Below are 19,886 nucleotides of genomic sequence, written 5' to 3'. Positions count from 1 at the left end.
GCCGATCGAGAACCACGGGAAAGCAAATTTATCGGCAACCTTAGGAGCAGATGCATTAGGGCATCACTGCACCTGAACGTTGTCCCTATTTCGCCGGTCGAGCTTCCACATGGCTTGCCGCCCCTGTGACGCGCCCAGAAAATGAGCGCAGTTGCTGATGAGAGCTCGCTGCCGCCAAAAGGGCCGGCAGGGGGCGCACCTTTGTTCTGGCCGCGCTGCGCAATCGTCGCGGCTGTCTTGGCGGTGCGGCGGCTAAGCACATTTGCTCACGGACGCCGCCCCGCCGGCGGCTGCGCCGAGAACGCGTTTGCCTTCTCGATCCGTGGTGTCGGATCGGGGGCCATGGAGACATGGCCTAGCGGCTGATAGGTGGCGCCGCGCTTCCGGGCGCGGCGGCGTTTTCATGGGCCTCCCGTCGATCGCGGGAGTGGGCGGCGCTTCCTTCTGGGCGCGTTCCGCCGAAGCAGAGGCCGAGCGGGAAGCGGCTTAGTGCCACAAGGCGGGACGGCGGCGGAAGCCGCCGTCACATTGCGTCTCGTACGGCCTGCCCGGCGGGAGGCAAAGAGACGGACTGCACCGGATGCCGAGATTAGCGCCCTAATGTCCGCAATGTGTGCGGAGATTATGCCTTCCCTTCGGGAGGCTGCCTGTTGGTGAGGGCGAGGGCGGCTGTCAAACCGCCCTCGCTTGCTCCTCCATGCAGAATGATATACATGTATTTCATGTATATCCATGAGGAGATTGATAATGCAGCTCGCGCGCTGGGGAAATAGCCTCGCCCTTCGGATACCGGCATCCATCGTCGAATTGCTTGGTCTCAAGGAAGGCGACGATATTGAGGTCAATGTCGCCGGGACTCACCGTTTCGAGATCGATCGGGATAGGTCTCGCGAGAAGCTGGTGGAACGCATGCGCATGTTGCGCAAGCCTTTGCCTGCCGGTTGGCGCTTTGATCGCGACGACGCCAACGAACGCTGAGCCGATGCCCGTCTTTCTCGATACGAATATCCTCATCTACGCGTTCAGCGACGATCCGCGCACCAGCACAGCTGAGAAACTCTTGTCGGACGGGGGCGAAATCAGCGTTCAAGTTCTGAACGAATTCTCGAACGTCGCCCGGAAGAAACTTCAGTTCGATTGGCAACAGCTCGGCGAAGCGCTGGGTATCGTTCGGGGTCTCGCAAGCCGCGTTAATCCCCTCAACGTAGAAACCCATATCGAGGGGATCGCACTAGCGGAGCGATACGGGATCTCAATTTATGATGGGCTTATCGTTGCGTCCGCAATTCAAGCGGGATGCGACATACTATATTCGGAAGACATGCATGACGGACTGGGAATCGGCGAACAGTTGAGGATCGTGAATCCGTTTTGAGACTTTGAGCTATGGACGACCCGACGAGAATCTGCGTGACCGACGCGCCCGGCATGCTCGATGAGCTGATCCATCGAGCAGAAGCGGGTTAGGTAGTGATCCTGACATTGGATGTTCGTCCGGCTGTCCGCCTGGTGCCATTTAAACCGGTCGTGATATGAGCGCGCGCCGGGCGGCGGCGCTGAGGCGCGCGCGAGGAATCTTGCCAAAAAAAGAGGACATCGCCGAAGCCGCGCGCAGCCATAACTTTTCATACCGCGACAAGGGACTGCCTACGGAACAGTGGATGCTTCTCGATAAGCGCATATCGAAAAGGGGCGCGAACACCCTGAAAACGTCTCCTGTGGGCGCCGGCATATGACGGGATAAGTTTTGCTAATCAGGAAGCCTGGAAATCGCCGCGCCGCGCGACATTGCGGGGCGCGCGGGGCAATGCCCTCCCGACAAGAATAATCGTGGCAGCACGCAAAGACTGTTGGTAGGGCGGCGGCGTAGAGGAGATATTCGATGGCCGACGAAACCCAGGATATGTTGCTGACGCTCACTGCCGATATTGTTGCGGCCCATGTATCGAACAACAGTGTCTCGATGACGGAACTTCCCGATCTGATCGGACGCGTTCATGGCGCGCTCGCGGGACTTGGCGGCGATACCGAAGCGCCAGTCGAAGAACTAAAGCCCGCTGTGTCGATCCGCTCTTCGGTGAAAACCGACCACATCGTCTGTCTCGAGGATGGCAAGAAACTTAAGATGCTGCGCCGTCACTTGATGACGCACTATGGCATGACCCCCGAAGACTATCGCGCCAAGTGGAACCTGCCCAAGGATTACCCGATGGTCGCGCCCGCCTATGCCGAGAGGCGCCGCGCTCTTGCCAAGGAATTCGGCCTCGGCACCAAGGGCCGCGGCGGCGGCCGCAAACCCGCCGCCAAGACGGCTGCCACGAAGGCCGCGCCCACGCGGTAAAGCGAGCGCCTGACAGCCACGGCCGCGCGACGTGGACCGTGCCGCCCGCCTGCGCACACCGGCGGGCGGCGCGGGCGTTCGATTTGGATGGACGTCCGCCATCTTGCTGTTGCTGCCCCGCGTGCCGAGCCTATCTCGGGCTCAAGATCGACGATCCCTCGTTCACGGCTGGTGACACGCCTCGAAGAGGAGACCCGGATCGGCAAAGGCGGGACCCTGGCGGCGCAGCTGTCGCGGCTCGACCTGATCGTGCTCGACGAGCTCGGTTATCTGCCGTTCGCCCGCTCGGGAGGGCAGTTGCTGTTCCACCTCATCAGCAAGCTTTATGAGCGGACCAGCGTCATCATCACCACGAACCTCGCCTTCGGCGAATGGCCGACCGTGTTCGGCGATCCCAAGATGACCACGGCGCTGCTCGACCGCGTCACCCACCACTGCGATATCGTCGAGACGGGCAACGACAGCTGGCGCTTCAAAAACCGCAGCTGACAGCCACCTTCGGCGCCTTCAAAAATCTATCTTGCGCTGCGCGCGCCTCCGGTCGGGCTACGCCCGCCCTCCGCCGCACGCAGCGCAAGGCCATCTTCAACAAACCAGCATCATATTATCCGAAAAGGGGGTCCCTCTTCGACGCCGATCGGGGGTCCCTTTTGAACGCCGTTTGACATAGATGTCCGGGATTCGGAGTTTGGGCTTCCACAAGAAAGCATGATCCGCACCTTTGAAAATCTGTCGTTGCTCGGCGATTGAATGAACAATGATCTCCAATGACGAGCCCCGATATGCCGCTCCGAAGGTGCCGGCCTCAATTTCGGCGACGACCTGCGAGATTCCTCTTCTGATCGACCGAAAATTCTTCAGTCGTTCCTCCCACAGGAACCAGCTTTGATAGGTCGAGCCGGAATCGCCGCGCCAGCGCTCGATCAGTTCGCGAACAAGATCGCGCTTCATGTTTATAGCCCCCGCTTGATCCATTCCGAATTGCTGTTTTCCACCTGCGGCTTGCCGGCCAAGACAGTTCGCTCGATCCGGCCCTTAGCGAAAGGCGAAACCTTCCGTCCCACCGGCAAGGTGGGCGGGAATGGAAGGTCGAAACGAGCCCGTTCACGCCCGGCGCTGCATAATTGTCGACGACCTCAGTGCCCTGCGTGTTCGCCCGCTCCGCTTGGTTTCTGACTCGCGCCTTCCGCCTCTGTCATGCCCTTCATCATCGCGTCATGGTCCATTGGCGCATTCTGCGTAATAGCCTGATATTGTGCCGGCGACAGGCCAGGGAGTTTTCGGACAAACGCGACCATATCCCAGATGAGACGATCATCATGCGTTTTCCCCCAGGCCGGCATGGCGGTCATCTTGATGCCATGCTTGATGATCCAGAATTGCTCCGCAGCCGAACGTTCCGAACCTTTGAACAAGACGGGCGCTTGCGGATACAGCCCTTGACTCATTTCGGTCTTTTCCATCCCGGGCGCGAGATGGCAGCCGCTGCACATCTCGGTATAGAGACCTGCGCCCGACGCGATCCGCGCCGGAGCCGCCAAATCTGCCGGCACCGCGATCGATCCGGATCGCGCTGCGATGGACTTCTCCCTGAATGTTTCGATGACGCTGTAAGTCAGCCGGTTATGGGGGGCATCGGCCGCTATATTATATAGGCCGAGATAGACGGTGATCGCACCCGCGCCCGCTATCAGGGCAACCGCCAGCAGCGTGAACGTCACGCTCGGCATATGCTTTCGGAAATCGAAAGTTCGAAATCGCTCCATTATCTATCTCCCGCATAACAGGCCTTGAGCTTTGCAGCCGAACGCAATGCGGCGGCTGTGCAACAGATGATACGCACCCCAACAGCTTTGCCCTTGTCACAGACGAGGCAGGCGTTTCCGTACTTGCCGCGACGAGCCATTTCAGGGTGCCCACACCCGCTCGGGCTCATGCGTCCTGCTAGGTGTGGGTTCGGAGAGATCGTGAGGACTAGCCCCTTTTTTGCCCGCTCAGATGCCACCCGCCGGCCGCACCTTCGGCTTGCGTGAGGAGCTGTGGAGATTGAAGATCTGCCACTTTCCGTTGTCCTGTTTGAGGACACTCGTAGCGACGCCATCCCGTTCGATGGTCTCGCCGCTCGCGAGCACAATCGAGAAGCTGTAGGTCTCGGTTGCGATCGCGATATTTCCTTCGCCGCGAACCGAAATCTTGTAATTGCGGAAGGTGAAGGATTTGAATTCCTTGAGTTCGGGACCCATGTGATGGTCGCGATAGTGGGCGAAGTTCCCTTCAACGCCGCCGGACTCGAATATCTGGGCGTCTGGCGAAAAGAGGGCCTCGACGCCGGTCAGGTCCAGTTTCTCCATCGCCGATTTATACTGCGCGAGCGCTGCCGCCGCGCCCTGATAATCCGCAGGCTCGGTCGCCTGAGCCGGGACGGCCACCAGCATGGCCAATGCGATTGCTGTAATCGTCAGTCGTCTCATATCATTTCCCCTTGTTGTGCCGACACTTCACGAGTGCCTCCGGTGGTTTCGATCAGATTCTGGCAAAGCGCAGCCGCAAAGAATTGGCGATGACGCTGACGGACGAGAGTGCCATTGCAGCGGCGGCAATGACCGGCGAGAGCAATAGTCCGAAAATCGGATAGAGCACGCCCGCAGCGACGGGAATCCCGGCGACATTATAGGCGAAAGCGAAGAAGAGATTCTGACGGATGTTCGCCATCGTCGCATGGCTGAGATGCCGCGCCCGCACGATGCCCAGAAGGTCGCCGCGCAGTAGCGTCACACCCGCGCTTTCGATGGCGACATCGGTTCCCGAACCCATCGCGATGCCGACGTCGGCGGCGGCGAGCGCGGGGGCGTCGTTTACCCCGTCGCCGGCCATGGCGACGATCCGGCCCTCTTCGCGCAGCCGCTGCACGACCGCACTCTTCTGGTCGGGGAGGACATCGGCCTCGACGTCGTCGATGCCGAGGCGCCGCGCGATCGCCTCGGCGGTGACGCGATTGTCGCCGGTTAGCATGATGACCTTGATTCCGGCTTCGCGCAGCGCCGCGAGTGCGTCGCCCGTCGTCTCCTTGACCGGATCGGCGATGGCGATGACGCCGGCCGCCTTGCCGCTGACCGCGATGTAGATCGCCGTTGCACCGTCTGTACGAAGCCGGTCAGCCGCCTCGGCGAGTGCGCCCAGATCGACGTCATATTCTTCGAGAAAGTTCGCATTGCCGAGGACGATCGCCTTGTCGTCGACGACCCCGACGATGCCCTTGCCGACCGGCTGGTCGACTCCCGATGGCTCGACGAGCGCGAGGGCGCGGTCTTCCGCCGCTTTGACGATTGCGGCGGCCAATGGATGTTCGCTGCTGCGCTCAAGGCTCGCGGCAATCCGGAGGAGGTCGTTTTCCTCGAACCCTTCGGCGACTTCGATGGCGACGACCGAGGGTCTGCCTTCTGTCAGCGTCCCGGTCTTATCGACGACGAGCGTGTCGACCTTCTCCATCCGCTCAAGCGCCTCGGCATTTTTGATCAGCACGCCAACTTCGGCGCCGCGCCCCACGCCGACCATGATGGACATTGGCGTCGCGAGGCCGAGCGCGCAGGGACAGGCGATGATGAGCACCGAGACGGCGGCGATAAGGCCATAGGCCATGGCGGGCACGGGGCCCAGAAGCGACCAGACAACGAAAGCGGCAATGGCGACGACGATGACGCCGGGCACGAACCAGCCCGAAACGGCATCGGCGAGACGCTGGATCGGCGCGCGGCTGCGCTGCGCATCGGCGACCATCTGTACGATTCGCGCGAGCATCGTGTCGCGCCCGACCTTCTCGCTGCGCATGAGCAGGCCGCCCGTTTGATTGATCGTTCCGCCGACCAGCGCCGCCCCGGCCGCCTTGGTCACCGGCATCGATTCGCCCGTGACCATCGATTCGTCGACCGTGCCGCGGCCTTCTACGACGATGCCATCGACGGGGACTTTTTCGCCCGGACGGATGCGTAGCATGTCACCGACCGCGACGTCCTCGAGCGCGACCTCCTCGTCGCTTCCATCGCTGCGGACGCGCCGGGCGAGCTTCGGTGTGAGGTCAAGGAGCGCGCGGATCGCGCCGCTCGTCGTTTCGCGGGCCCTGAGTTCGAGCACCTGCCCGAGTAGCACCAGCACCGTGATGACCGCCGCCGCCTCGAAATAGACCGCGACCGAGCCATCATCGGCGCGGAACGCAGCCGGAAAGATTTGGGGGACGATCGCCGCGATCATGCTGTAGCCCCACGCGACCCCGGTCCCCATCGCGATGAGGGTGAACATGTTGAGGCTTTTGTTGCGGATTGAGAGCCACGCGCGCTCGAAGAAGGGCCAGCCCGCCCATAGAACGACGGGAGTCGCGAGCAACATCTGGGTCCAGTTGTTCGTCTGGCGACCGACAAATTGATGAAGGCCTGTCAGATGGCCGCCCATTTCGAGCGCAACCACCGGGAGTGCGAGAAGGAGCCCGATCCAGAAGCGCCGCCGCATATCGCGATATTCTTCGCTGGGGCCGCCCGATGCTGTCGGCATGACGGGCTCGAGTGCCATGCCGCAGATCGGGCAGCTTCCGGGGCCGGCGCGCTGGATCTCGGGATGCATCGGGCAGGTCCAGATGGCGCCTTCGGGTGCATCGGCTGCGGCCGGCTCGCGTTTTGCGGCATAAAGATCGGGATCGGCCTCGAATTTGGCGAGGCAGCCTGCGCTGCAGAAATAGTGATGCTTGCCGCTATGCGTCGCGATATGAGGTGTGGTGGCCGGATCGACCATCATGCCGCAGACCGGATCAGTCGTGCTCCCGCTGCCTTTTTCTGCGCCCTGATGATCGTGCATCGCCGCCGCTCCCGTATGTGTCGGATGCCCGCCTCGCGGCGGGGCGGTCCAAACGCCACCGGTCGAGTTCGCCGTTGGCGTCGTTCCTGGCGGTTCCAGAATGGAGCCGCTTCTATCGATACGCAAGAAGAGCGGTTATCCCTTGGATTTTCTTTGCCCCGTGCCGTCAGGTCCCGGGCTTTCGGGCCTCGATGATCCCGATCGCACCGGTTGGCGTGCGGAACGTCTCAAGCTCGCGAACATCGCAAAAGCCTGCCTCTCTCATCAGCACCGGGAGCAATCCATCGGCGTTGGGCTGGGTGTCCTGGACGCCGTCGAGCTGCTGGATCGTGAGGCGGAACAACAACCGCATGAGGCGGCTGCGCTGTTCCCCATAGTCGGCAACATAGAGTTTGCCGCCCGGCGCGAGCACCTGCCGGGCCTCGCGTAGCAGACGTGCCTTTTCCTCAAGCCCGACCTGATGAAGGACGAGGCAGATCGCAATCTTGGCAGGCGGGGGCCAGTCATCGATCGCCGAAGCCGCGAAAAAGCCAACTCGAAACTCCGGCGGTGGAACAATCTGCGCGGTCTTCGTTCGGGCAATTCGCGTCGCTGCCTCGTCGGGGTCGAAACCAAGATAGCGGACGTCCCGGCTATGGCGAGCGATCGCCAGCGCAAGATTTCCCGTACCCGAGCCGATATCGAGAATGACGTCACCCTCGCCGAGCGCCATATGGCGAACGAGACGGTCGCGCCACACGCGCTCGCGCGTTGTCACCGCGACGCCGAAATCATAAAAGGGCGTCAGGAAGTGATATCCTGCCGCTGGCGTGTAGGATCTTGCTACGGGTTTCGGGTCGGGCATGGCCGTCTCCTTTCGACGCTTTGGCTTGCCGCCGGATTGCGGCCGCAATCGCCGGTCTCGACGAGACGCTTAAGGGCAAACAGGCGCGGCAGTCTTGAATGTTTCGCCGGGGCGACGCGGTGCGAGGCGCATCCGGCTCAGGGCACGATTTCGAACGCGAAGGCACTAAGGCCGGCCGAAGGCGTCACGCCTAGCCATTGAGCGCAGCGGCGCGTGAAGTGCGATTGATCGGCGAAGCCTCCCGCCGCCGCGGCGTCGGCAAGACCTCCGCCGCCGACCAGCGTCCGCACGGCGCGTTGAAGCTGGAGCCATTGCAGCAATTTGGCCGGAGGCACGCCGAAGTCGCGGCTGACGATTTCGCGGAGGCGCGAGGGCGAAAGGCAGGCGACGTCGGCCAAGGCGCGCGCGGTCGACAAATCGTCAGGGGCCGCGAGCACTTCGGACAGGCGGGCATCCACCGGACGCGCCTGCGAGCGGTCGAGATAGTCGGACGCCCAGCGCTTCGCGTCCGCGCCGCTTGCGATGTCACCTAGTCCGGCTGTCTCTATCGGCGTCAACAGGACAGGCGCCGATCCGGCGGACAGCCGGGTGCCGGCACGAAAAAGCGGGTCGAGATAAAATGACCGCACGAGGGCGCCCGGCGGCCCGAGGCGGTGCCGGACATGCGACGCTATCGCAATGGCGTGTCCGGCGGGAACTATCAGGTCGGCATCACCGGAAATTTCGAGGTCGCGTTCGATGGCGAGGCTGATCTGGTGCGCCACATGGTTATGGGGACGGCTGCTCCCGATGCGCGCGTCAATGAGCGCCCAGCCGGTCCCGAGCATGATCGAACCCGACCAAGAGGCGGTGCTTGGGGTCAAACCGGATCGGCGGTGACGAAGGGTTCGAGCGTACCGAACCAGGCAACCAGCGCGAGTATGGCGAGCGCGGCCGACGCTTCGATGATGAGGCTTCTGCGCATGGCTGCAATCGCGAGGTCGGGGTCGGCGTCGACATTGTCGGTATCGGTCCCCGGGACGGCGGCCGCGAGCGCCGGGGTCAGCCGCCAGCGGTTCGCCGCCGCGAGCGCCAGCATCAGTCCGAACAGCGCAAGCTTGGCGAGAAGCAATTGTCCATAGGGCGAGCCGAGGGAACGGCCGAGATTCTCGGCGCCGACGATCATCTGGCTGTTGACGAGGCCGGTGGCGGCGATGACGAGGACGCAGATCGTACCGACGCGCGAGAATTGATCGAGGCTCCGCGCCGCAATTTGGAGTCCGCCCGGCCATTCGCGGACACGACGTGGTGAGATCAGGATCAGGAAGGCGCCGATCGCGCCGATCCAGACCGCCGCTGCAATCAGGTGCAAGATGTCGCTGATCCGGTGCACGGTGCCTGCGGCGCCTTCGGTCGCGCCGGCGTGGCCGGACCAGACCAGACTCGCGACGGCCACCGAGCCCGCGGCCGCGAGTACGGCGGCCGAAGTTGTCGGCCAGCGGACCATCCAGATCGCGACTCCCAGCGCGAGCAGCAGCGCTGCGCTCCGGTAGACCCAGGCTGTGCCGACCTCGGTCTCGCGAACAAGGTCCCAAAAAGGCTGGAGTTCCAGGGAGAGGAGCCCCACACCCTGCATCGAAGCCGCGAGCACGCCCATCCCCAAGATGGAGAGAAGCAGTCCGGCGGCGCAGAGCCATCGCTCTGCGCGCCAGATCGAGGCCATCATCGACTGCGGCGCAAGGCGTTCGCTCCGTGTCAGCGCAAAAAGCGGGAACGCAGCAAGGCCGGCGATGAGCATCAGGTCCGCATAAAGTGCGAACCTGATGCCGATCAGAACGGGGTCCCCCACCGTCTTTTACTTTACGGTGAAGCTGAATTCGCTGCCCATGCGGTGGGTATCAGCGCCCGCCGCCGACCATGTGACCTTGTAGGTTCCGGCTGTCAGCGGCCGCTTGAGCATCAGCATCGCCGACTTGCCCTCTTTGCCCATCATCGACGAGTAAGGCACCTTCATCGGGGCATGATTGGCCATGCCGGGCATGCCGGTCATGACCAGCTCGGTCTTGAGGGTCGAGGCGACGATCTTTTCGTTGAACTGAAGATTGACCGACGTGACCTTCGAAACGGTCGAATTGGCGGCGGGCGTCGAGCTGACGAGCTTGGTGTGCGCGCTTGCCGTGGCCGGCATGAGAAGCAGAGCGAAAGCCGCCGCTGCAGAGGGGAGAAGAGACTTGAACATGAACACCTCCAAATGCGTGTCTGTCCTGCTAATACGCAGGATATCGGCATGGCCCTCAAATATTCCGGAATAATATTCTGGTGTGAGGGGTGAGGCGCTTCGGCGCGTATGTACAATGATGGAAAGGTTTGAAGAGACGATCGATGGATAAGGAGCTTCGCATTTTGAACAGGATCGATCTGCCCGCAGCGCTCGATGCGCTCGATGATCGCATCATGGGCGCATTGGCGATCCGCCGGCGCGAAGCGGTAGCGATGCGCCGCCTGATGGCGCTCGCGGCCTTTGTCTCGCTCGGCGGCGGTGTCTTTGCGGGGAGTGCGATTTCCCAGCCGGCGGTCGCGGCAAGCCCCCTGACCCCATTCGGCCCGCCTAGCGCATTGGTGCCTTCCACCTTGCTGGATGTACAGTAGCGATGCCGTCGCGCCGTCTTCTTCTCTTGGGGCTCATTGCCTTCGCCGCGGCGATTGCCGGCGTGTTCATCGGCCGTCTGGTAGCCGATGCGCCCAAAGCCAGCGAAACCGAACTTCATGCGCTTCTCCACGGCCAACTCGACCTGACCCCGGAGCAGGAAAAGAAACTCGAGCGGATCGAAGCCGACTTCGCCGGTCGCCGCCAGGCGCTCGAACTCGAGATGCGCGCCGCCAATGTCCGGCTCGCGCAGGCGATCGAAGCCGAGCATGGCTATGGACCGCGCGTCACCGAGGCGATCGACGAGACGCATGAGGTGATGGGGACATTGCAGAAGGAAACGCTCCAGCATCTCTTCGCGATGCGCGGGGTTCTCAACCCCGATCAAGCGGAAATGTTCGACAAAAGCGTGGTCAAGGCGCTGACCGCCGATGCGCGGTGAGCGCCGACCTATCGCAATGTAGCGACCAGGATCTGGCGGCCTTTGCGCGCGCGCACCGCGAAGACGCCTATCGCGAGTTGCTGCGCCGTTACAAAACGGGCGTCTACCGGCTCATCGTAAAGCAGATCGGCGATGCCGACGAGGCGATGGATTTGACGCAGGAGACGTTCGTCTCCGGCTTTTCGGCGCTCGATCGCTATGATGGCGAACGCCCCTTCCGCACATGGATCGCCCGTATCGCGCTCAACAAATGTCGCGACTGGGCACGACGGCGAAAGGTGCGCGCCTTTTTCTCCCGCGCGCTCCCGCTCGAAAATGCGCATCACGTAGCAAGCGATGGTCCTGGGCCCGATTCCGCGGCGACCGACAGGCGAGAGCTCGCCAGGGTTCGCGGGGCGATCGATCAGCTGCCGCAGAATTTGCGCGAAGTGTTGCTCCTCCGCGGTGTCGACGAGGTCAGCCAGGCCGAAACAGCGGTCATTTTGCGGGTCAGCGAGAAAACAGTCGAAACGCGCCTCTATCGAGCGCGGACCAGGCTCCGGGAATTGCTCGCGGGAACATCTGCGAGCGCCGAGGGTTGAGGGTTCGACCGCTCGTTCAGGCGGCATCTCCTCATCGTCCGGCATTTTTATTGAGGGGCAGGCGTGCCGCCTGCGTATAGCTTTAGGAACAGTCAGTAACGGTCGGAAAGAATATGCAGATGGAAAGGCGTCGGTTCGTCAGTGGAGCTTTGGGTGGAGGGGCTGCTGCGGCGATGGCCGCATGGTTCCCGGCCTGGGCCCAGCCGGTGTCGTCCGGCATCACCGCGCCGCTTCCGACCGTATCCGGCAATGACATAACGCTGCGCATCGCGCGCCAGACGATGCGCATCGACGGCAAGGTCAGTCGCGCGATCGGGATCAACGGCACCGTGCCCGCGCCGCTCGTCCGGCTGAAGGAGGGACAAAGCGCGCGCCTCACCGTCGTCAACGATCTCGACGAGGACAGCTCGATTCACTGGCACGGCCTGATCCTGCCGTTCCAGATGGACGGCGTGCCCGGCGTCAGCTTCCCCGGGATCAAGCCGCGCTCGAAGTTTGTCTATGAATTCCCGGTCGTTCAATCGGGGACCTATTGGTATCACAGCCATTCGGGGCTTCAGGAACAGCTCGGCCATTATGGCCCGATCGTCATCGATCCCGCGGGCGCCGACCCGATCGGCTACGACCGCGAGCATGTCGTCGTCCTGTCCGACCACAGTCAATTGTCGCCCGAGGCGATCTTCCGCAAGCTCAAGGTCAATCCCGGCCATTTCAACATGCAGCGCCAGACGCTGGCGGGCCTGCTTGCCGGCAAGGATCAACCGCTCAAGGAGCGGATCGATTGGGGCAAGATGCGGATGGACCCGACCGACGTCGCCGACGTCAATGGTTCGACCTACACCTTCCTCGTCAACGGCCATGGTCCGCGCGACAACTGGACCGCGCTCTTCAGCCCCGGCGAGCGGGTACGCCTGCGCATCGTCAATGCGTCGGCGATGACGATCTTCAACGTCCGTATCCCGGGCCTCAGGATGACCGTCGTCCAGGCTGATGGGCTCAATGTCGTGCCGACCGAAATCGACGAGTTCCAGATCGCGGTCGCCGAAACCTATGACGTCATCGTGACCCCGGTCGAGGACCGTGCTTATACGCTCGTTGCCGAGGCCAATGACCGCTCGGGCATGGGACGCGCGACGCTCGCACCGCGCGCTGGCATGGTCGCCGAGGTGCCGCCGCTCCGCGAACGGCCGCTCGCGACCATGAAGGACATGGGCATGGGCGACATGTCGGGCGGCGCGATGGCGGGTATGGACCATTCGGGCGGCGATATGGGCGCCATGCCCATGCCGGCGAGCGACCCTTCTTGTCCTCCCGAACATGCCAAGATGGGCCATTGTACGCCAGCGGGGGAAAGCGGCGCGATGGCGGGCATGGATCATGGATCTGGCGGAGGCATGCAGCACAGCATGCGCGACTTCAGTGTCGCGCCGCAGGTCAAGCGCGATCCCAGCGTTCAGACGATCTCGCCGATGCCGATGGATCGCATGGGCGAGCCGGGGCAGGGACTGGAGAATGTCGGGCACAAGGTGCTGACCTACCATGACCTTGTCGCGCTCGAGCGCAACCCCGATACCCGCGCCGCCTCGCGCTCGCTCGACATCCATCTGACCGGCAATATGGAACGCTTCATGTGGTCGTTCGACGGCATCAAGATGTCCGACTATCACGAGCCCATCCCCTTCATCGAGGGAGAGCGCGTGCGGATCAACCTCATCAACGATTCGATGATGAGCCACCCCATCCACCTCCACGGCCATTTTTTCGAACTGGTGACGGGCAAGGGCGACCGGTCGCCGCGCAAGCATACGGTGCTTGTCCAGCCGGGCGGCATCGCGAGCTTCGATTTCACCGCCGACGCGCTCGGCGACTGGGCGTTCCATTGCCACCTTCTCTATCACATGCACGCGGGGATGATGCGCGTCGTCAGCGTCCGTCCGAAGGGAGACGGCGAATGACCCGGGTCGCGCTTCTCCTCGCGGGTATCGCCCCGCTGGCCTTTGCTGTGCCCGCCGCGGCGCAGTCGATGGATCATTCGATGCATGGTGCGGCGCCCGCGCCGACACCCGCTCCCTCGCCAACGCCAGCACCCGTAGCGCAGTCCGCGCCCGAAGCGCCCGCCGAAGGGTCGATGGAGCAGATGGACCATGGGAACATGCAGGGCATGGACATGGAACCCGAGGCTTCAAGCTGCCCGCCCGAACATGCGGCGATGGGTCATTGTACGCCTGAGGCGGAAGCTCCAGGCAAGGGCGCTTCGGACATGGGTGCGATGGATCATGGCGCACCGCAGCCGTCCGATCCCGATTGCCCGCCCGAACATGCCAAAATGGGCCATTGCACCCCGAAGGGCGGATCTGCGGACGCGATGGCGGGAATGGAAGGCATGGCGACCACGAGCAGCGCTAGCGGCACCGATTTGCCGCCGGGCGATGCTACCGCGCCTGCGCCTCCCGGCGACTGGTATGCCGATCGCATTTATCCCCAAGCCGAAATGGAGCATTCGCGCCACGACATGATGAAAGAGAATGGTGCGCAGACCATCGCTTTCATCAGCTTCAACCTTGCCGAATATCAGGCGCGCAAGGGCCGCGACGGGTTCCGCTGGGACGGTGAGGCTTGGTACGGCGGCGACATTAACCGGCTGACGATCAAGAGCGAAGGCGAGGGCGTGTTCGGCGAAGGCATCGAGAGCGCCGAGGTACAGGCGCTCTACAGCCGGGCGATCGGACCCTATTTCAACGCGCAGGCGGGTATCAGGCAGGATCTTGGGCCCGGCCCCGACCGCACCTATGCGACGATCGGCTTCGAGGGGCTCGCCCCCTATTGGTTCGAAGTCGAGGGCGCGCTGTTTCTTTCGAACAAGGGTGATCTGCTCGCCCGGCTCGAAGGCTATTACGACCAGCGCATCACCCAGAAACTGATCCTCCAGCCGATGGCGGAGGTCAATTTTGCGCTCCAGGATGTCCCCGAGACCGGCGTTGGTTCGGGGCTTTCGGATTTCGAGCTCGGGCTTCGCCTGCGTTACGAGGTCGTGAAGGAATTCGCGCCTTATGTCGGCGTCGAATGGGCGCGCAAGGTCGGCGATACCGCGCGTTTTGCCCGCGCCGCGGGCGAGGATGCGAGCGGCGTCAGCTTCGTGATGGGGGTGCGGGCCTGGTTCTAGAAGTTTCGCGGGGTGGCGACACGTCGAGGAGAAATGCCGTGAAACCAGCCTATCGCAGCCTCGCGCTGCAGACGATCGTCAGCGGCGTCATCATGTATCTGGTGATGTTCGTCATGATCGACCGCCTCTCGAGCTTCTACAATAATCTCAACATGCTCTACATGACGCTGATGATGGTCTCGCCGATGGTCGTGCTGATGATCGTCGCAATGCCGGGCATGTTCCCGTCGAAACGTCTCAATACGTTCCTGCTGCTGGGATCGGCAGTTGCCTTCTTCGGGAGCTTCGGGCTCATCCGGACACAGACGACGATCGGCGACACGGCCTTCTTGCGTTCGATGATCCCGCATCACTCGGGCGCGATCCTCATGTGTGAACAGGCTTCTCTCAAAGATGCCGAGATACGCGAACTCTGCCGCGGCATCATCGCGGGGCAGGCGGCCGAAATCGAACAGATGAAATCCATTCTCGCGAGGAAATGACATGAAAAATCTGATGACGCGCCGTCATCTTTTCGGCCTGATTGCGGTCGGATCGGGGATCGCGCTTGCGGCATGCAATTCTGCCTCGGGCCCGGCGGCGACCAGCGATAAGAATGGCGCGGCGCCCGCGCCGGGCGCCGAGACGTCCAGCCCCAAGCGAATGCTCGTTTATCGCGATCCCGAATGCGGCTGCTGCGAAGCTTGGGCGGATATCGCACGCAAGGCCGGTTATGATGTGACTGTCGAGAACCGCGCTGACATGGCCGCCGTAAAGACGCGATATGGTGTGCCTGGCCAGCTGGCGTCGTGCCACACGGCCGTGATCGGCGGCTATGCGATCGAGGGTCATGTGCCGATGCGGCATGTTGCGAGACTCCTCCACGACAAGCCACGCGACATTCGCGGAATCGCCGTGCCCGGCATGCCGCGCGGTTCTCCGGGAATGGAAATGCCGGACGGAAGCGCGGACGCATTCGAAGTGATGGCATTCGGCAGCGACGGCAAGGTTTCTGAATTCCGCGCATGACCTGCCGACACGAAGAGGAGACAGATATGACGAGATTCATTCCCCTAGCGAGCGCCGCCGCGCTGATATTTGCTCTGGCAGGATGCGGCACTGAGCCCGCGCAGCAGAGCGACGTCACACCGGAACAGAGTGAGGTCACTGCCGGTGAGCCGCCCGCAATGGTCGAGACCATGCCCGTAGCGGACGAGCCGCCCGCCGCGTCTGCCCCGGCGGCGCCGACCGAAGAAGCGATGCCTCCGGAGAAATCCCGCCCCAAGCAAGAACCCGCCGCGAAGGCCGCTGTGCCGCCGCGGGCAAAGGCCGCGCCGGAAGCGCCGAAACCTGTCGAACCCGAACCCGATCCTCATGCCGGGCACGATATGGACAAAAAATAAGGAGCATGTGCCGACGCGGCATGTCGCCCGGGCGGTCGAGGACAAGCTGCGCGAAGTGTCCGGCATCGCCGCGCCCGGCATGCCGCGCGGTCGGGCGCTGCTCGATGCCGCAGCGAGAGATATAACCATATGGAATAACCATCTCGTTTATAGCGATGAGTGGTGATTATTTCTGGTCATGCCAAGGCCGCGAAGATAGCTCGGTGGCGAAGCCGAGAGCTTTCGCAAATGGGAGGGGACCATGAGAAAATTGCTTCGCACGAGTGGCTCGATTATCGCCGTCCTGGCAGGCATGTCGGCCGCCGCCGCCTTCGCGCAGGATAACGCCAAAGAGGCGCCGGGGCCAGGCGCGTCGCAGGGCGAAATCGTCGTGACGGGTACGCGGCGGAACGATCTCAAGGCGGCCGATTCCGCTCAGCCGATCGACATCATCACCGGTGCCGAACTGCTCGAAAAGGGCACGGCCGACATGAATGATCTCCTGCGCACCGAGGTCCCGTCGCTCAATGTCCAGCGCCTCGTCAGCAACGACGGCGCCGTTTTTACCCGGCCTTTCTCGCTGCGCGGCCTGCCGCCGGACCAGACGCTGGTGCTCGTGAATGGCAAGCGGCGCCATCGCGGCGCGACGGTCCAGTTCACCAATGTTCCCTATATCCGGGGATCGCAGGGACCCGATCTTTCGGCGATCCCGTCGATCGCGATCGGCCAGCTCGAGGTTCTGCGTGACGGCGCGTCGGCGCTCTATGGATCGGATGCGATCGCCGGCGTCCTCAATTTCGGTCTGCGCCGCGACCGCGAAGGCGGATTGCTGATCGCCCGCTATGGCCAATTCTATAAGGGCGACGGCGAGGATTTCCTCGTCCAGGGCAATGTCGGGCTTCCCTTCACCGACGCCGGTTTCGTCAACATCAGCGGCGAATATGTGAACGCCAGCACGACGTCGCGCGGCATTCAGCGTCCCGACGCGCAGGCGCTCATCGATGCCGGCGTTCAGGATGTCCCGGTCCCGGCGCAGCGCTGGGGAAATCCCGAATCCGAGGCGGCGCGCATCTTCGTCAATGCCGGCATCGAACTGTCGGAGGAGATGGAATTCTACACCTTCGGCAACTATAGCTGGAGCCGCGGCACGACGGCCTTCTTTTACCGCAACCCCGATGCCAGCTTCATTTCCACCTCGATTCCGCTCACCAATACGCCCGGAGGACAGCGGTTCAGCTTCCGCCAGCTCTTTCCCGGCGGTTTCACCCCGGATTTCGGTGCCACGGTGACCGATGCGGCGCTGGCGGCCGGCCTCAAGGGCGAATTCTCCTCGGGCCTGACCTATGACCTCAGCGCTTCCTATGGTCAGAACCATGCTTCCTACCGGATCGAAAATACGGTCAATCCGTCGCTTGGCCTCGCGTCGCCGACCTCCTTCAAGCCGGGGCAGCTCGAGCAGCGCGAACTCGCTTTCAATCTCGATCTCACTTACCCCATCGCGATCGGCACCTCCGATCCGCTGACGCTTGCAGGCGGTCTCGAGTATCGGCGCGAGACATATGAGATCACGGCCGGCGACATCGCATCATGGCAGGTTGGTCCTTTCGCGTCGGTCATCGATCCCGATACCGGAAACCGCGTCGGACTGCCGGTCGGCTCGAACGGCTTCCCGGGCTTCAGTCCCATCCAGGCGGGCGAGTTCGCGCGCAGCAACTGGGCCGCCTATACGTCGCTCGAAGGCAATCTCACCGACGCGCTCCAGTTCGGCCTTGCCGGCCGCTACGAGAATTACTCGGACTTCGGCTCGAAATTCACCTGGAAGATCAACGGGCGATATGATTTCTCGGACGTCTTCGCGGTGCGCGGATCGGTCAACACCGGCTTTCGGGCGCCGACGCCGGGCCAGTCGAACGCCTCGCAGGTCCAGACCAACATCGACTCGATAACCGGGGCGCCGCTGACCGCAGGCATTATCGCGCCCAACAATCCGGTGGCGCAATTCTTCGGCGCGACGCCGCTTCGGCCCGAGAATTCGTTCAACGTCGCCGGCGGCATCGTGGTGAAGCCCTCCAATCGCATCACCTTCACGCTCGACTATTTCAACATCAAGGTCGAAGACCGGATCGCCGTATCGGGCAATTTCAATCTCACCCCGGCGCAGCGTGCGCAGCTCGCGGCGCTTGGCATTCCCGGTGGGGATTCCTTCCAGCAGGTGAGCTTCTTCACCAATTCCTTCGACAGCCGCACCCAGGGCGTCGATGCGGTGCTCACCGTGGGCTTCGACCTCGGCGACGGCAAGGCCACGCTCGGCCTCAACGGCAACTATACCAAAACCGATGTCATCAAGGCCTCGCCGGTGATCACTGCGGACCGCGAGCGGCTGCTCGAACTCGAGGGCTTCGTTCCGAAGTGGAAGGGCAATGCGTCCTTCACTTATGCGGGCGAGCGCTTCGGCTTCGTCGCGCGCGCGAACTATTATGGCAAATGGACCGACTATGGCGCCGCACCGGCTGCCGACCAGACGGGCGGCGCCGAACTGCTGGTCGATCTCGAGCTGTCCTACAAGGTTAGCGACATGCTCAAGCTCGCGGTCGGCGGCGAGAATATCTTCGACAATTACCCCGACGTCGAGGCGCGGCAATCCCAGATCAACAACGGGATCCGATATCTCCGCTTCGCGCCGACGGGGTTCAACGGGGGCTTCTGGTACGTCCGCGCGACCGCCTCCTTCTGATCGGTGGCCGTGAGGGCCGTGCGGCGTCTTGTGTCTTCAGCTGGCGTCGGAGCCGAACATCGCGTCGCGGTGGGATTCGAGCACCGCGATAAAGGCCGCAGCGACTTGGGACATCGGCCTCAACTTCGGCGTGAAGAGCATATATTCGAAATGGACCTCCGGCGCGAAATCACGGACCGTAAGGCCCCGCTCGGCATAATCCGCTGCGGTCACGGGGTTGAGAATCGAACATCCGACCCCCTGCATGACAAGCGCGCAGATGGTCATCGCATATTGGGTTTCGATGACCATCTCGCGGTGGACGCCCGCGTCCTCGAAAATGCGGTCGATGCGGTGACGCACGCCGTCCTCGAGCGCGAGCGAAATGAAGGGCTCGCCCTCGAGATCGGCCGGCCGGATGACGTCCTTGACGGCCAAGCGGTGGCCGGCAGGGAGAACGCAGGCGCCGGGGCAGCGCAGGAAGCGCTCCATCCTTATGCCGGGCAATTCGCGCGCCGGCGTCGCGAGCCCGATGTCGAACTGCTGGTTCGCCATCCATTGCCGCACCGTCGAGGAACTGCGGGTCTGGAGCTGAACGGTGACGCCGGGATGTGTCTCGCGAAAGGCCGCGATCACACGCGGCAGGAAACTGACCGCGAGCGCCGGAAGGGCGGCGATCCGGAGCGTGCCGGTCGCCATGTTGCGGATGTCTTCCGCTACCCGCTTCAGGGCCGCAATGCCCGAGAAGCTCCGCTCGACTTCGTAGAAAAAGGCGTCGGCTTCGGGCGTCACGGTGAGCGCGCTGCCGCGCGAACGCAGGAAGAGCTGAAAGCCCAGCTGATGCTCGAGCTCGGCAAGCATCTTGCTCACCGCGGGTTGCGACAGGTTGAGCGACTGCGCGGCCTGGGTGACCGATCCCGAGAGCATCACGGCCCTGAAGGCTTCGAGGTGACGCAGGTTCATCGGACAT

22 protein-coding genes and 2 pseudogenes are annotated in these 19,886 nt (G+C 63.0%); 15 read left to right on the top strand and 9 right to left on the bottom strand.

Annotated features, from left to right (window positions below):
* The first annotated feature begins 747 nt into the window (after positions 1 to 747).
* From AN936_RS18145 to AN936_RS18130, 5 genes and pseudogenes are all read left to right on the top strand, one after another.
* The gene (locus AN936_RS18145) at positions 748 to 978 is read left to right on the top strand and encodes an AbrB/MazE/SpoVT family DNA-binding domain-containing protein (RefSeq protein ID WP_054589308.1); all 231 of its coding nucleotides are present in this window, start codon (positions 748 to 750) and stop codon (positions 976 to 978) included.
* Positions 979 to 982: 4 nt separating this feature from the next.
* Positions 983 to 1,375 (top strand): PIN domain-containing protein, encoded by a 393-nt coding sequence (locus AN936_RS18140; protein ID WP_054589307.1) that lies wholly within the window; start codon positions 983 to 985, stop codon positions 1,373 to 1,375.
* A 157-nt stretch (positions 1,376 to 1,532) separates the two neighbouring features.
* Positions 1,533 to 1,736, top strand: coding sequence for a hypothetical protein (locus tag AN936_RS24785; RefSeq protein ID WP_149037709.1), 204 nt, complete (start codon positions 1,533 to 1,535; stop codon positions 1,734 to 1,736).
* Positions 1,737 to 1,882: 146 nt separating this feature from the next.
* Positions 1,883 to 2,341, top strand: a complete 459-nt coding sequence (locus tag AN936_RS18135) for a MucR family transcriptional regulator (RefSeq protein WP_054589306.1) — start codon at positions 1,883 to 1,885, stop codon at positions 2,339 to 2,341.
* Between the two features lie 99 nt (positions 2,342 to 2,440).
* A pseudogene (locus AN936_RS18130) lies at positions 2,441 to 2,830 on the top strand (ATP-binding protein); the annotation flags it as partial.
* 138 nt (positions 2,831 to 2,968) lie between these two features.
* On the opposite strand, the pseudogene AN936_RS18125 reads toward AN936_RS18130, so the two are convergent.
* The 8 genes and pseudogenes from AN936_RS18125 to copC all read right to left on the bottom strand — a co-directional run.
* A pseudogene (locus tag AN936_RS18125) lies at positions 2,969 to 3,292 on the bottom strand (type II restriction endonuclease); the annotation flags it as partial.
* A 185-nt stretch (positions 3,293 to 3,477) separates the two neighbouring features.
* On the bottom strand, positions 3,478 to 4,071 hold the full coding sequence (locus AN936_RS18120) for a c-type cytochrome (RefSeq protein WP_223181176.1): 594 nt from the start codon (positions 4,069 to 4,071) through the stop codon (positions 3,478 to 3,480).
* Positions 4,072 to 4,335: 264 nt separating this feature from the next.
* Positions 4,336 to 4,812: a YybH family protein gene (locus AN936_RS18115; RefSeq protein ID WP_011542707.1), complete on the bottom strand. Its 477-nt coding sequence runs from the start codon at positions 4,810 to 4,812 to the stop codon at positions 4,336 to 4,338.
* A gap of 52 nt (positions 4,813 to 4,864) precedes the next feature.
* Entirely contained in the window at positions 4,865 to 7,186 is a 2,322-nt protein-coding gene (locus AN936_RS18110) for a heavy metal translocating P-type ATPase (RefSeq protein ID WP_039578973.1), read from the bottom strand.
* A gap of 166 nt (positions 7,187 to 7,352) precedes the next feature.
* Positions 7,353 to 8,030: a class I SAM-dependent methyltransferase gene (locus AN936_RS18105; protein WP_003046415.1), complete on the bottom strand. Its 678-nt coding sequence runs from the start codon at positions 8,028 to 8,030 to the stop codon at positions 7,353 to 7,355.
* Between the two features lie 137 nt (positions 8,031 to 8,167).
* Positions 8,168 to 8,857 (bottom strand): helix-turn-helix domain-containing protein, encoded by a 690-nt coding sequence (locus AN936_RS18100; RefSeq protein ID WP_003046411.1) that lies wholly within the window; start codon positions 8,855 to 8,857, stop codon positions 8,168 to 8,170.
* Positions 8,858 to 8,889: 32 nt separating this feature from the next.
* Entirely contained in the window at positions 8,890 to 9,858 is a 969-nt protein-coding gene (gene copD, locus AN936_RS18095; protein ID WP_003046408.1) for a copper homeostasis membrane protein CopD, read from the bottom strand.
* Positions 9,859 to 9,864: 6 nt separating this feature from the next.
* Positions 9,865 to 10,248 (bottom strand): copper homeostasis periplasmic binding protein CopC, encoded by a 384-nt coding sequence (copC, locus tag AN936_RS18090; RefSeq protein WP_011542702.1) that lies wholly within the window; start codon positions 10,246 to 10,248, stop codon positions 9,865 to 9,867.
* A 143-nt stretch (positions 10,249 to 10,391) separates the two neighbouring features.
* Here copC and AN936_RS18085 point away from each other — a divergent pair, with 143 nt between their 5' ends.
* The 10 genes from AN936_RS18085 to AN936_RS18045 all read left to right on the top strand — a co-directional run bounded on the left by AN936_RS18085 (position 10,392) and on the right by AN936_RS18045 (position 18,937).
* The gene (locus AN936_RS18085) at positions 10,392 to 10,658 is read left to right on the top strand and encodes a hypothetical protein (RefSeq protein ID WP_003046403.1); all 267 of its coding nucleotides are present in this window, start codon (positions 10,392 to 10,394) and stop codon (positions 10,656 to 10,658) included.
* Positions 10,659 to 10,660: 2 nt separating this feature from the next.
* Positions 10,661 to 11,098, top strand: a complete 438-nt coding sequence (locus tag AN936_RS18080; RefSeq protein ID WP_003046401.1) for a periplasmic heavy metal sensor — start codon at positions 10,661 to 10,663, stop codon at positions 11,096 to 11,098.
* Positions 11,095 to 11,679 carry an RNA polymerase sigma factor gene (locus tag AN936_RS18075; protein ID WP_003046398.1) on the top strand — a complete coding sequence of 195 codons (585 nt, stop codon included), beginning with the start codon at positions 11,095 to 11,097 and terminating at the stop codon, positions 11,677 to 11,679. Before AN936_RS18080 ends, AN936_RS18075 begins: the two co-directional genes overlap by 4 nt.
* A gap of 119 nt (positions 11,680 to 11,798) precedes the next feature.
* Positions 11,799 to 13,634, top strand: a complete 1,836-nt coding sequence (locus tag AN936_RS18070; RefSeq protein ID WP_420496817.1) for a copper resistance system multicopper oxidase — start codon at positions 11,799 to 11,801, stop codon at positions 13,632 to 13,634.
* Positions 13,631 to 14,842, top strand: coding sequence for a copper resistance protein B (locus tag AN936_RS18065; RefSeq protein ID WP_003046391.1), 1,212 nt, complete (start codon positions 13,631 to 13,633; stop codon positions 14,840 to 14,842). Before AN936_RS18070 ends, AN936_RS18065 begins: the two co-directional genes overlap by 4 nt.
* Positions 14,843 to 14,934: 92 nt before the next feature.
* On the top strand, positions 14,935 to 15,324 hold the full coding sequence (locus tag AN936_RS18060) for a DUF305 domain-containing protein (protein ID WP_223181178.1): 390 nt from the start codon (positions 14,935 to 14,937) through the stop codon (positions 15,322 to 15,324).
* A gap of 160 nt (positions 15,325 to 15,484) precedes the next feature.
* Positions 15,485 to 15,850, top strand: coding sequence for a DUF411 domain-containing protein (locus tag AN936_RS18055; RefSeq protein WP_234715625.1), 366 nt, complete (start codon positions 15,485 to 15,487; stop codon positions 15,848 to 15,850).
* 26 nt (positions 15,851 to 15,876) lie between these two features.
* Positions 15,877 to 16,224 (top strand): hypothetical protein, encoded by a 348-nt coding sequence (locus AN936_RS24775; protein WP_003046382.1) that lies wholly within the window; start codon positions 15,877 to 15,879, stop codon positions 16,222 to 16,224.
* Between the two features lie 7 nt (positions 16,225 to 16,231).
* A complete protein-coding gene (locus AN936_RS24770) occupies positions 16,232 to 16,390 on the top strand; it encodes a hypothetical protein (RefSeq protein WP_231292907.1) in 159 nt (52 codons plus the stop codon).
* Positions 16,391 to 16,465: 75 nt separating this feature from the next.
* Positions 16,466 to 18,937, top strand: coding sequence for a TonB-dependent receptor plug domain-containing protein (locus tag AN936_RS18045; RefSeq protein ID WP_054589301.1), 2,472 nt, complete (start codon positions 16,466 to 16,468; stop codon positions 18,935 to 18,937).
* A 36-nt stretch (positions 18,938 to 18,973) separates the two neighbouring features.
* Here the strand turns inward: AN936_RS18045 and AN936_RS18040 are convergent, their stop codons facing one another.
* A complete protein-coding gene (locus AN936_RS18040; protein WP_003046376.1) occupies positions 18,974 to 19,879 on the bottom strand; it encodes a LysR substrate-binding domain-containing protein in 906 nt (301 codons plus the stop codon).
* Positions 19,880 to 19,886 lie beyond the last annotated feature (7 nt).

The organism is Sphingopyxis macrogoltabida (genome assembly GCF_001307295.1).
GTDB lineage: Bacteria > Pseudomonadota > Alphaproteobacteria > Sphingomonadales > Sphingomonadaceae > Sphingopyxis > Sphingopyxis macrogoltabida_B.
This window is presented reverse-complemented; position numbering and strand designations above follow the sequence as displayed.

Excerpts from the sequence above, each read along its gene's own strand:
- AN936_RS18145 (WP_054589308.1), top strand. The coding sequence starts at position 748 with ATGCAGCTCGCGCGCTGGGGAAATAGCCTCGCCCTTCGGATACCGGCA.
- AN936_RS18140 (WP_054589307.1), top strand. The coding sequence starts at position 983 with ATGCCCGTCTTTCTCGATACGAATATCCTCATCTACGCGTTCAGCGAC.
- AN936_RS24785 (WP_149037709.1), top strand. The coding sequence starts at position 1,533 with ATGAGCGCGCGCCGGGCGGCGGCGCTGAGGCGCGCGCGAGGAATCTTG.
- AN936_RS18135 (WP_054589306.1), top strand. The coding sequence starts at position 1,883 with ATGGCCGACGAAACCCAGGATATGTTGCTGACGCTCACTGCCGATATT.
- AN936_RS18120 (WP_223181176.1), bottom strand. The coding sequence starts at position 4,071 with ATGCCGAGCGTGACGTTCACGCTGCTGGCGGTTGCCCTGATAGCGGGC.
- AN936_RS18115 (WP_011542707.1), bottom strand. The coding sequence starts at position 4,812 with ATGAGACGACTGACGATTACAGCAATCGCATTGGCCATGCTGGTGGCC.
- AN936_RS18110 (WP_039578973.1), bottom strand. The coding sequence starts at position 7,186 with ATGCACGATCATCAGGGCGCAGAAAAAGGCAGCGGGAGCACGACTGAT.
- AN936_RS18105 (WP_003046415.1), bottom strand. The coding sequence starts at position 8,030 with ATGCCCGACCCGAAACCCGTAGCAAGATCCTACACGCCAGCGGCAGGA.
- AN936_RS18100 (WP_003046411.1), bottom strand. The coding sequence starts at position 8,857 with ATGCTCGGGACCGGCTGGGCGCTCATTGACGCGCGCATCGGGAGCAGC.
- copC (WP_011542702.1), bottom strand. The coding sequence starts at position 10,248 with ATGTTCAAGTCTCTTCTCCCCTCTGCAGCGGCGGCTTTCGCTCTGCTT.
- AN936_RS18085 (WP_003046403.1), top strand. The coding sequence starts at position 10,392 with ATGGATAAGGAGCTTCGCATTTTGAACAGGATCGATCTGCCCGCAGCG.
- AN936_RS18080 (WP_003046401.1), top strand. The coding sequence starts at position 10,661 with ATGCCGTCGCGCCGTCTTCTTCTCTTGGGGCTCATTGCCTTCGCCGCG.
- AN936_RS18070 (WP_420496817.1), top strand. The coding sequence starts at position 11,799 with ATGGAAAGGCGTCGGTTCGTCAGTGGAGCTTTGGGTGGAGGGGCTGCT.
- AN936_RS18065 (WP_003046391.1), top strand. The coding sequence starts at position 13,631 with ATGACCCGGGTCGCGCTTCTCCTCGCGGGTATCGCCCCGCTGGCCTTT.
- AN936_RS18060 (WP_223181178.1), top strand. The coding sequence starts at position 14,935 with ATGTATCTGGTGATGTTCGTCATGATCGACCGCCTCTCGAGCTTCTAC.
- AN936_RS18055 (WP_234715625.1), top strand. The coding sequence starts at position 15,485 with ATGCTCGTTTATCGCGATCCCGAATGCGGCTGCTGCGAAGCTTGGGCG.
- AN936_RS24775 (WP_003046382.1), top strand. The coding sequence starts at position 15,877 with ATGACGAGATTCATTCCCCTAGCGAGCGCCGCCGCGCTGATATTTGCT.
- AN936_RS18045 (WP_054589301.1), top strand. The coding sequence starts at position 16,466 with ATGAGAAAATTGCTTCGCACGAGTGGCTCGATTATCGCCGTCCTGGCA.
- AN936_RS18040 (WP_003046376.1), bottom strand. The coding sequence starts at position 19,879 with ATGAACCTGCGTCACCTCGAAGCCTTCAGGGCCGTGATGCTCTCGGGA.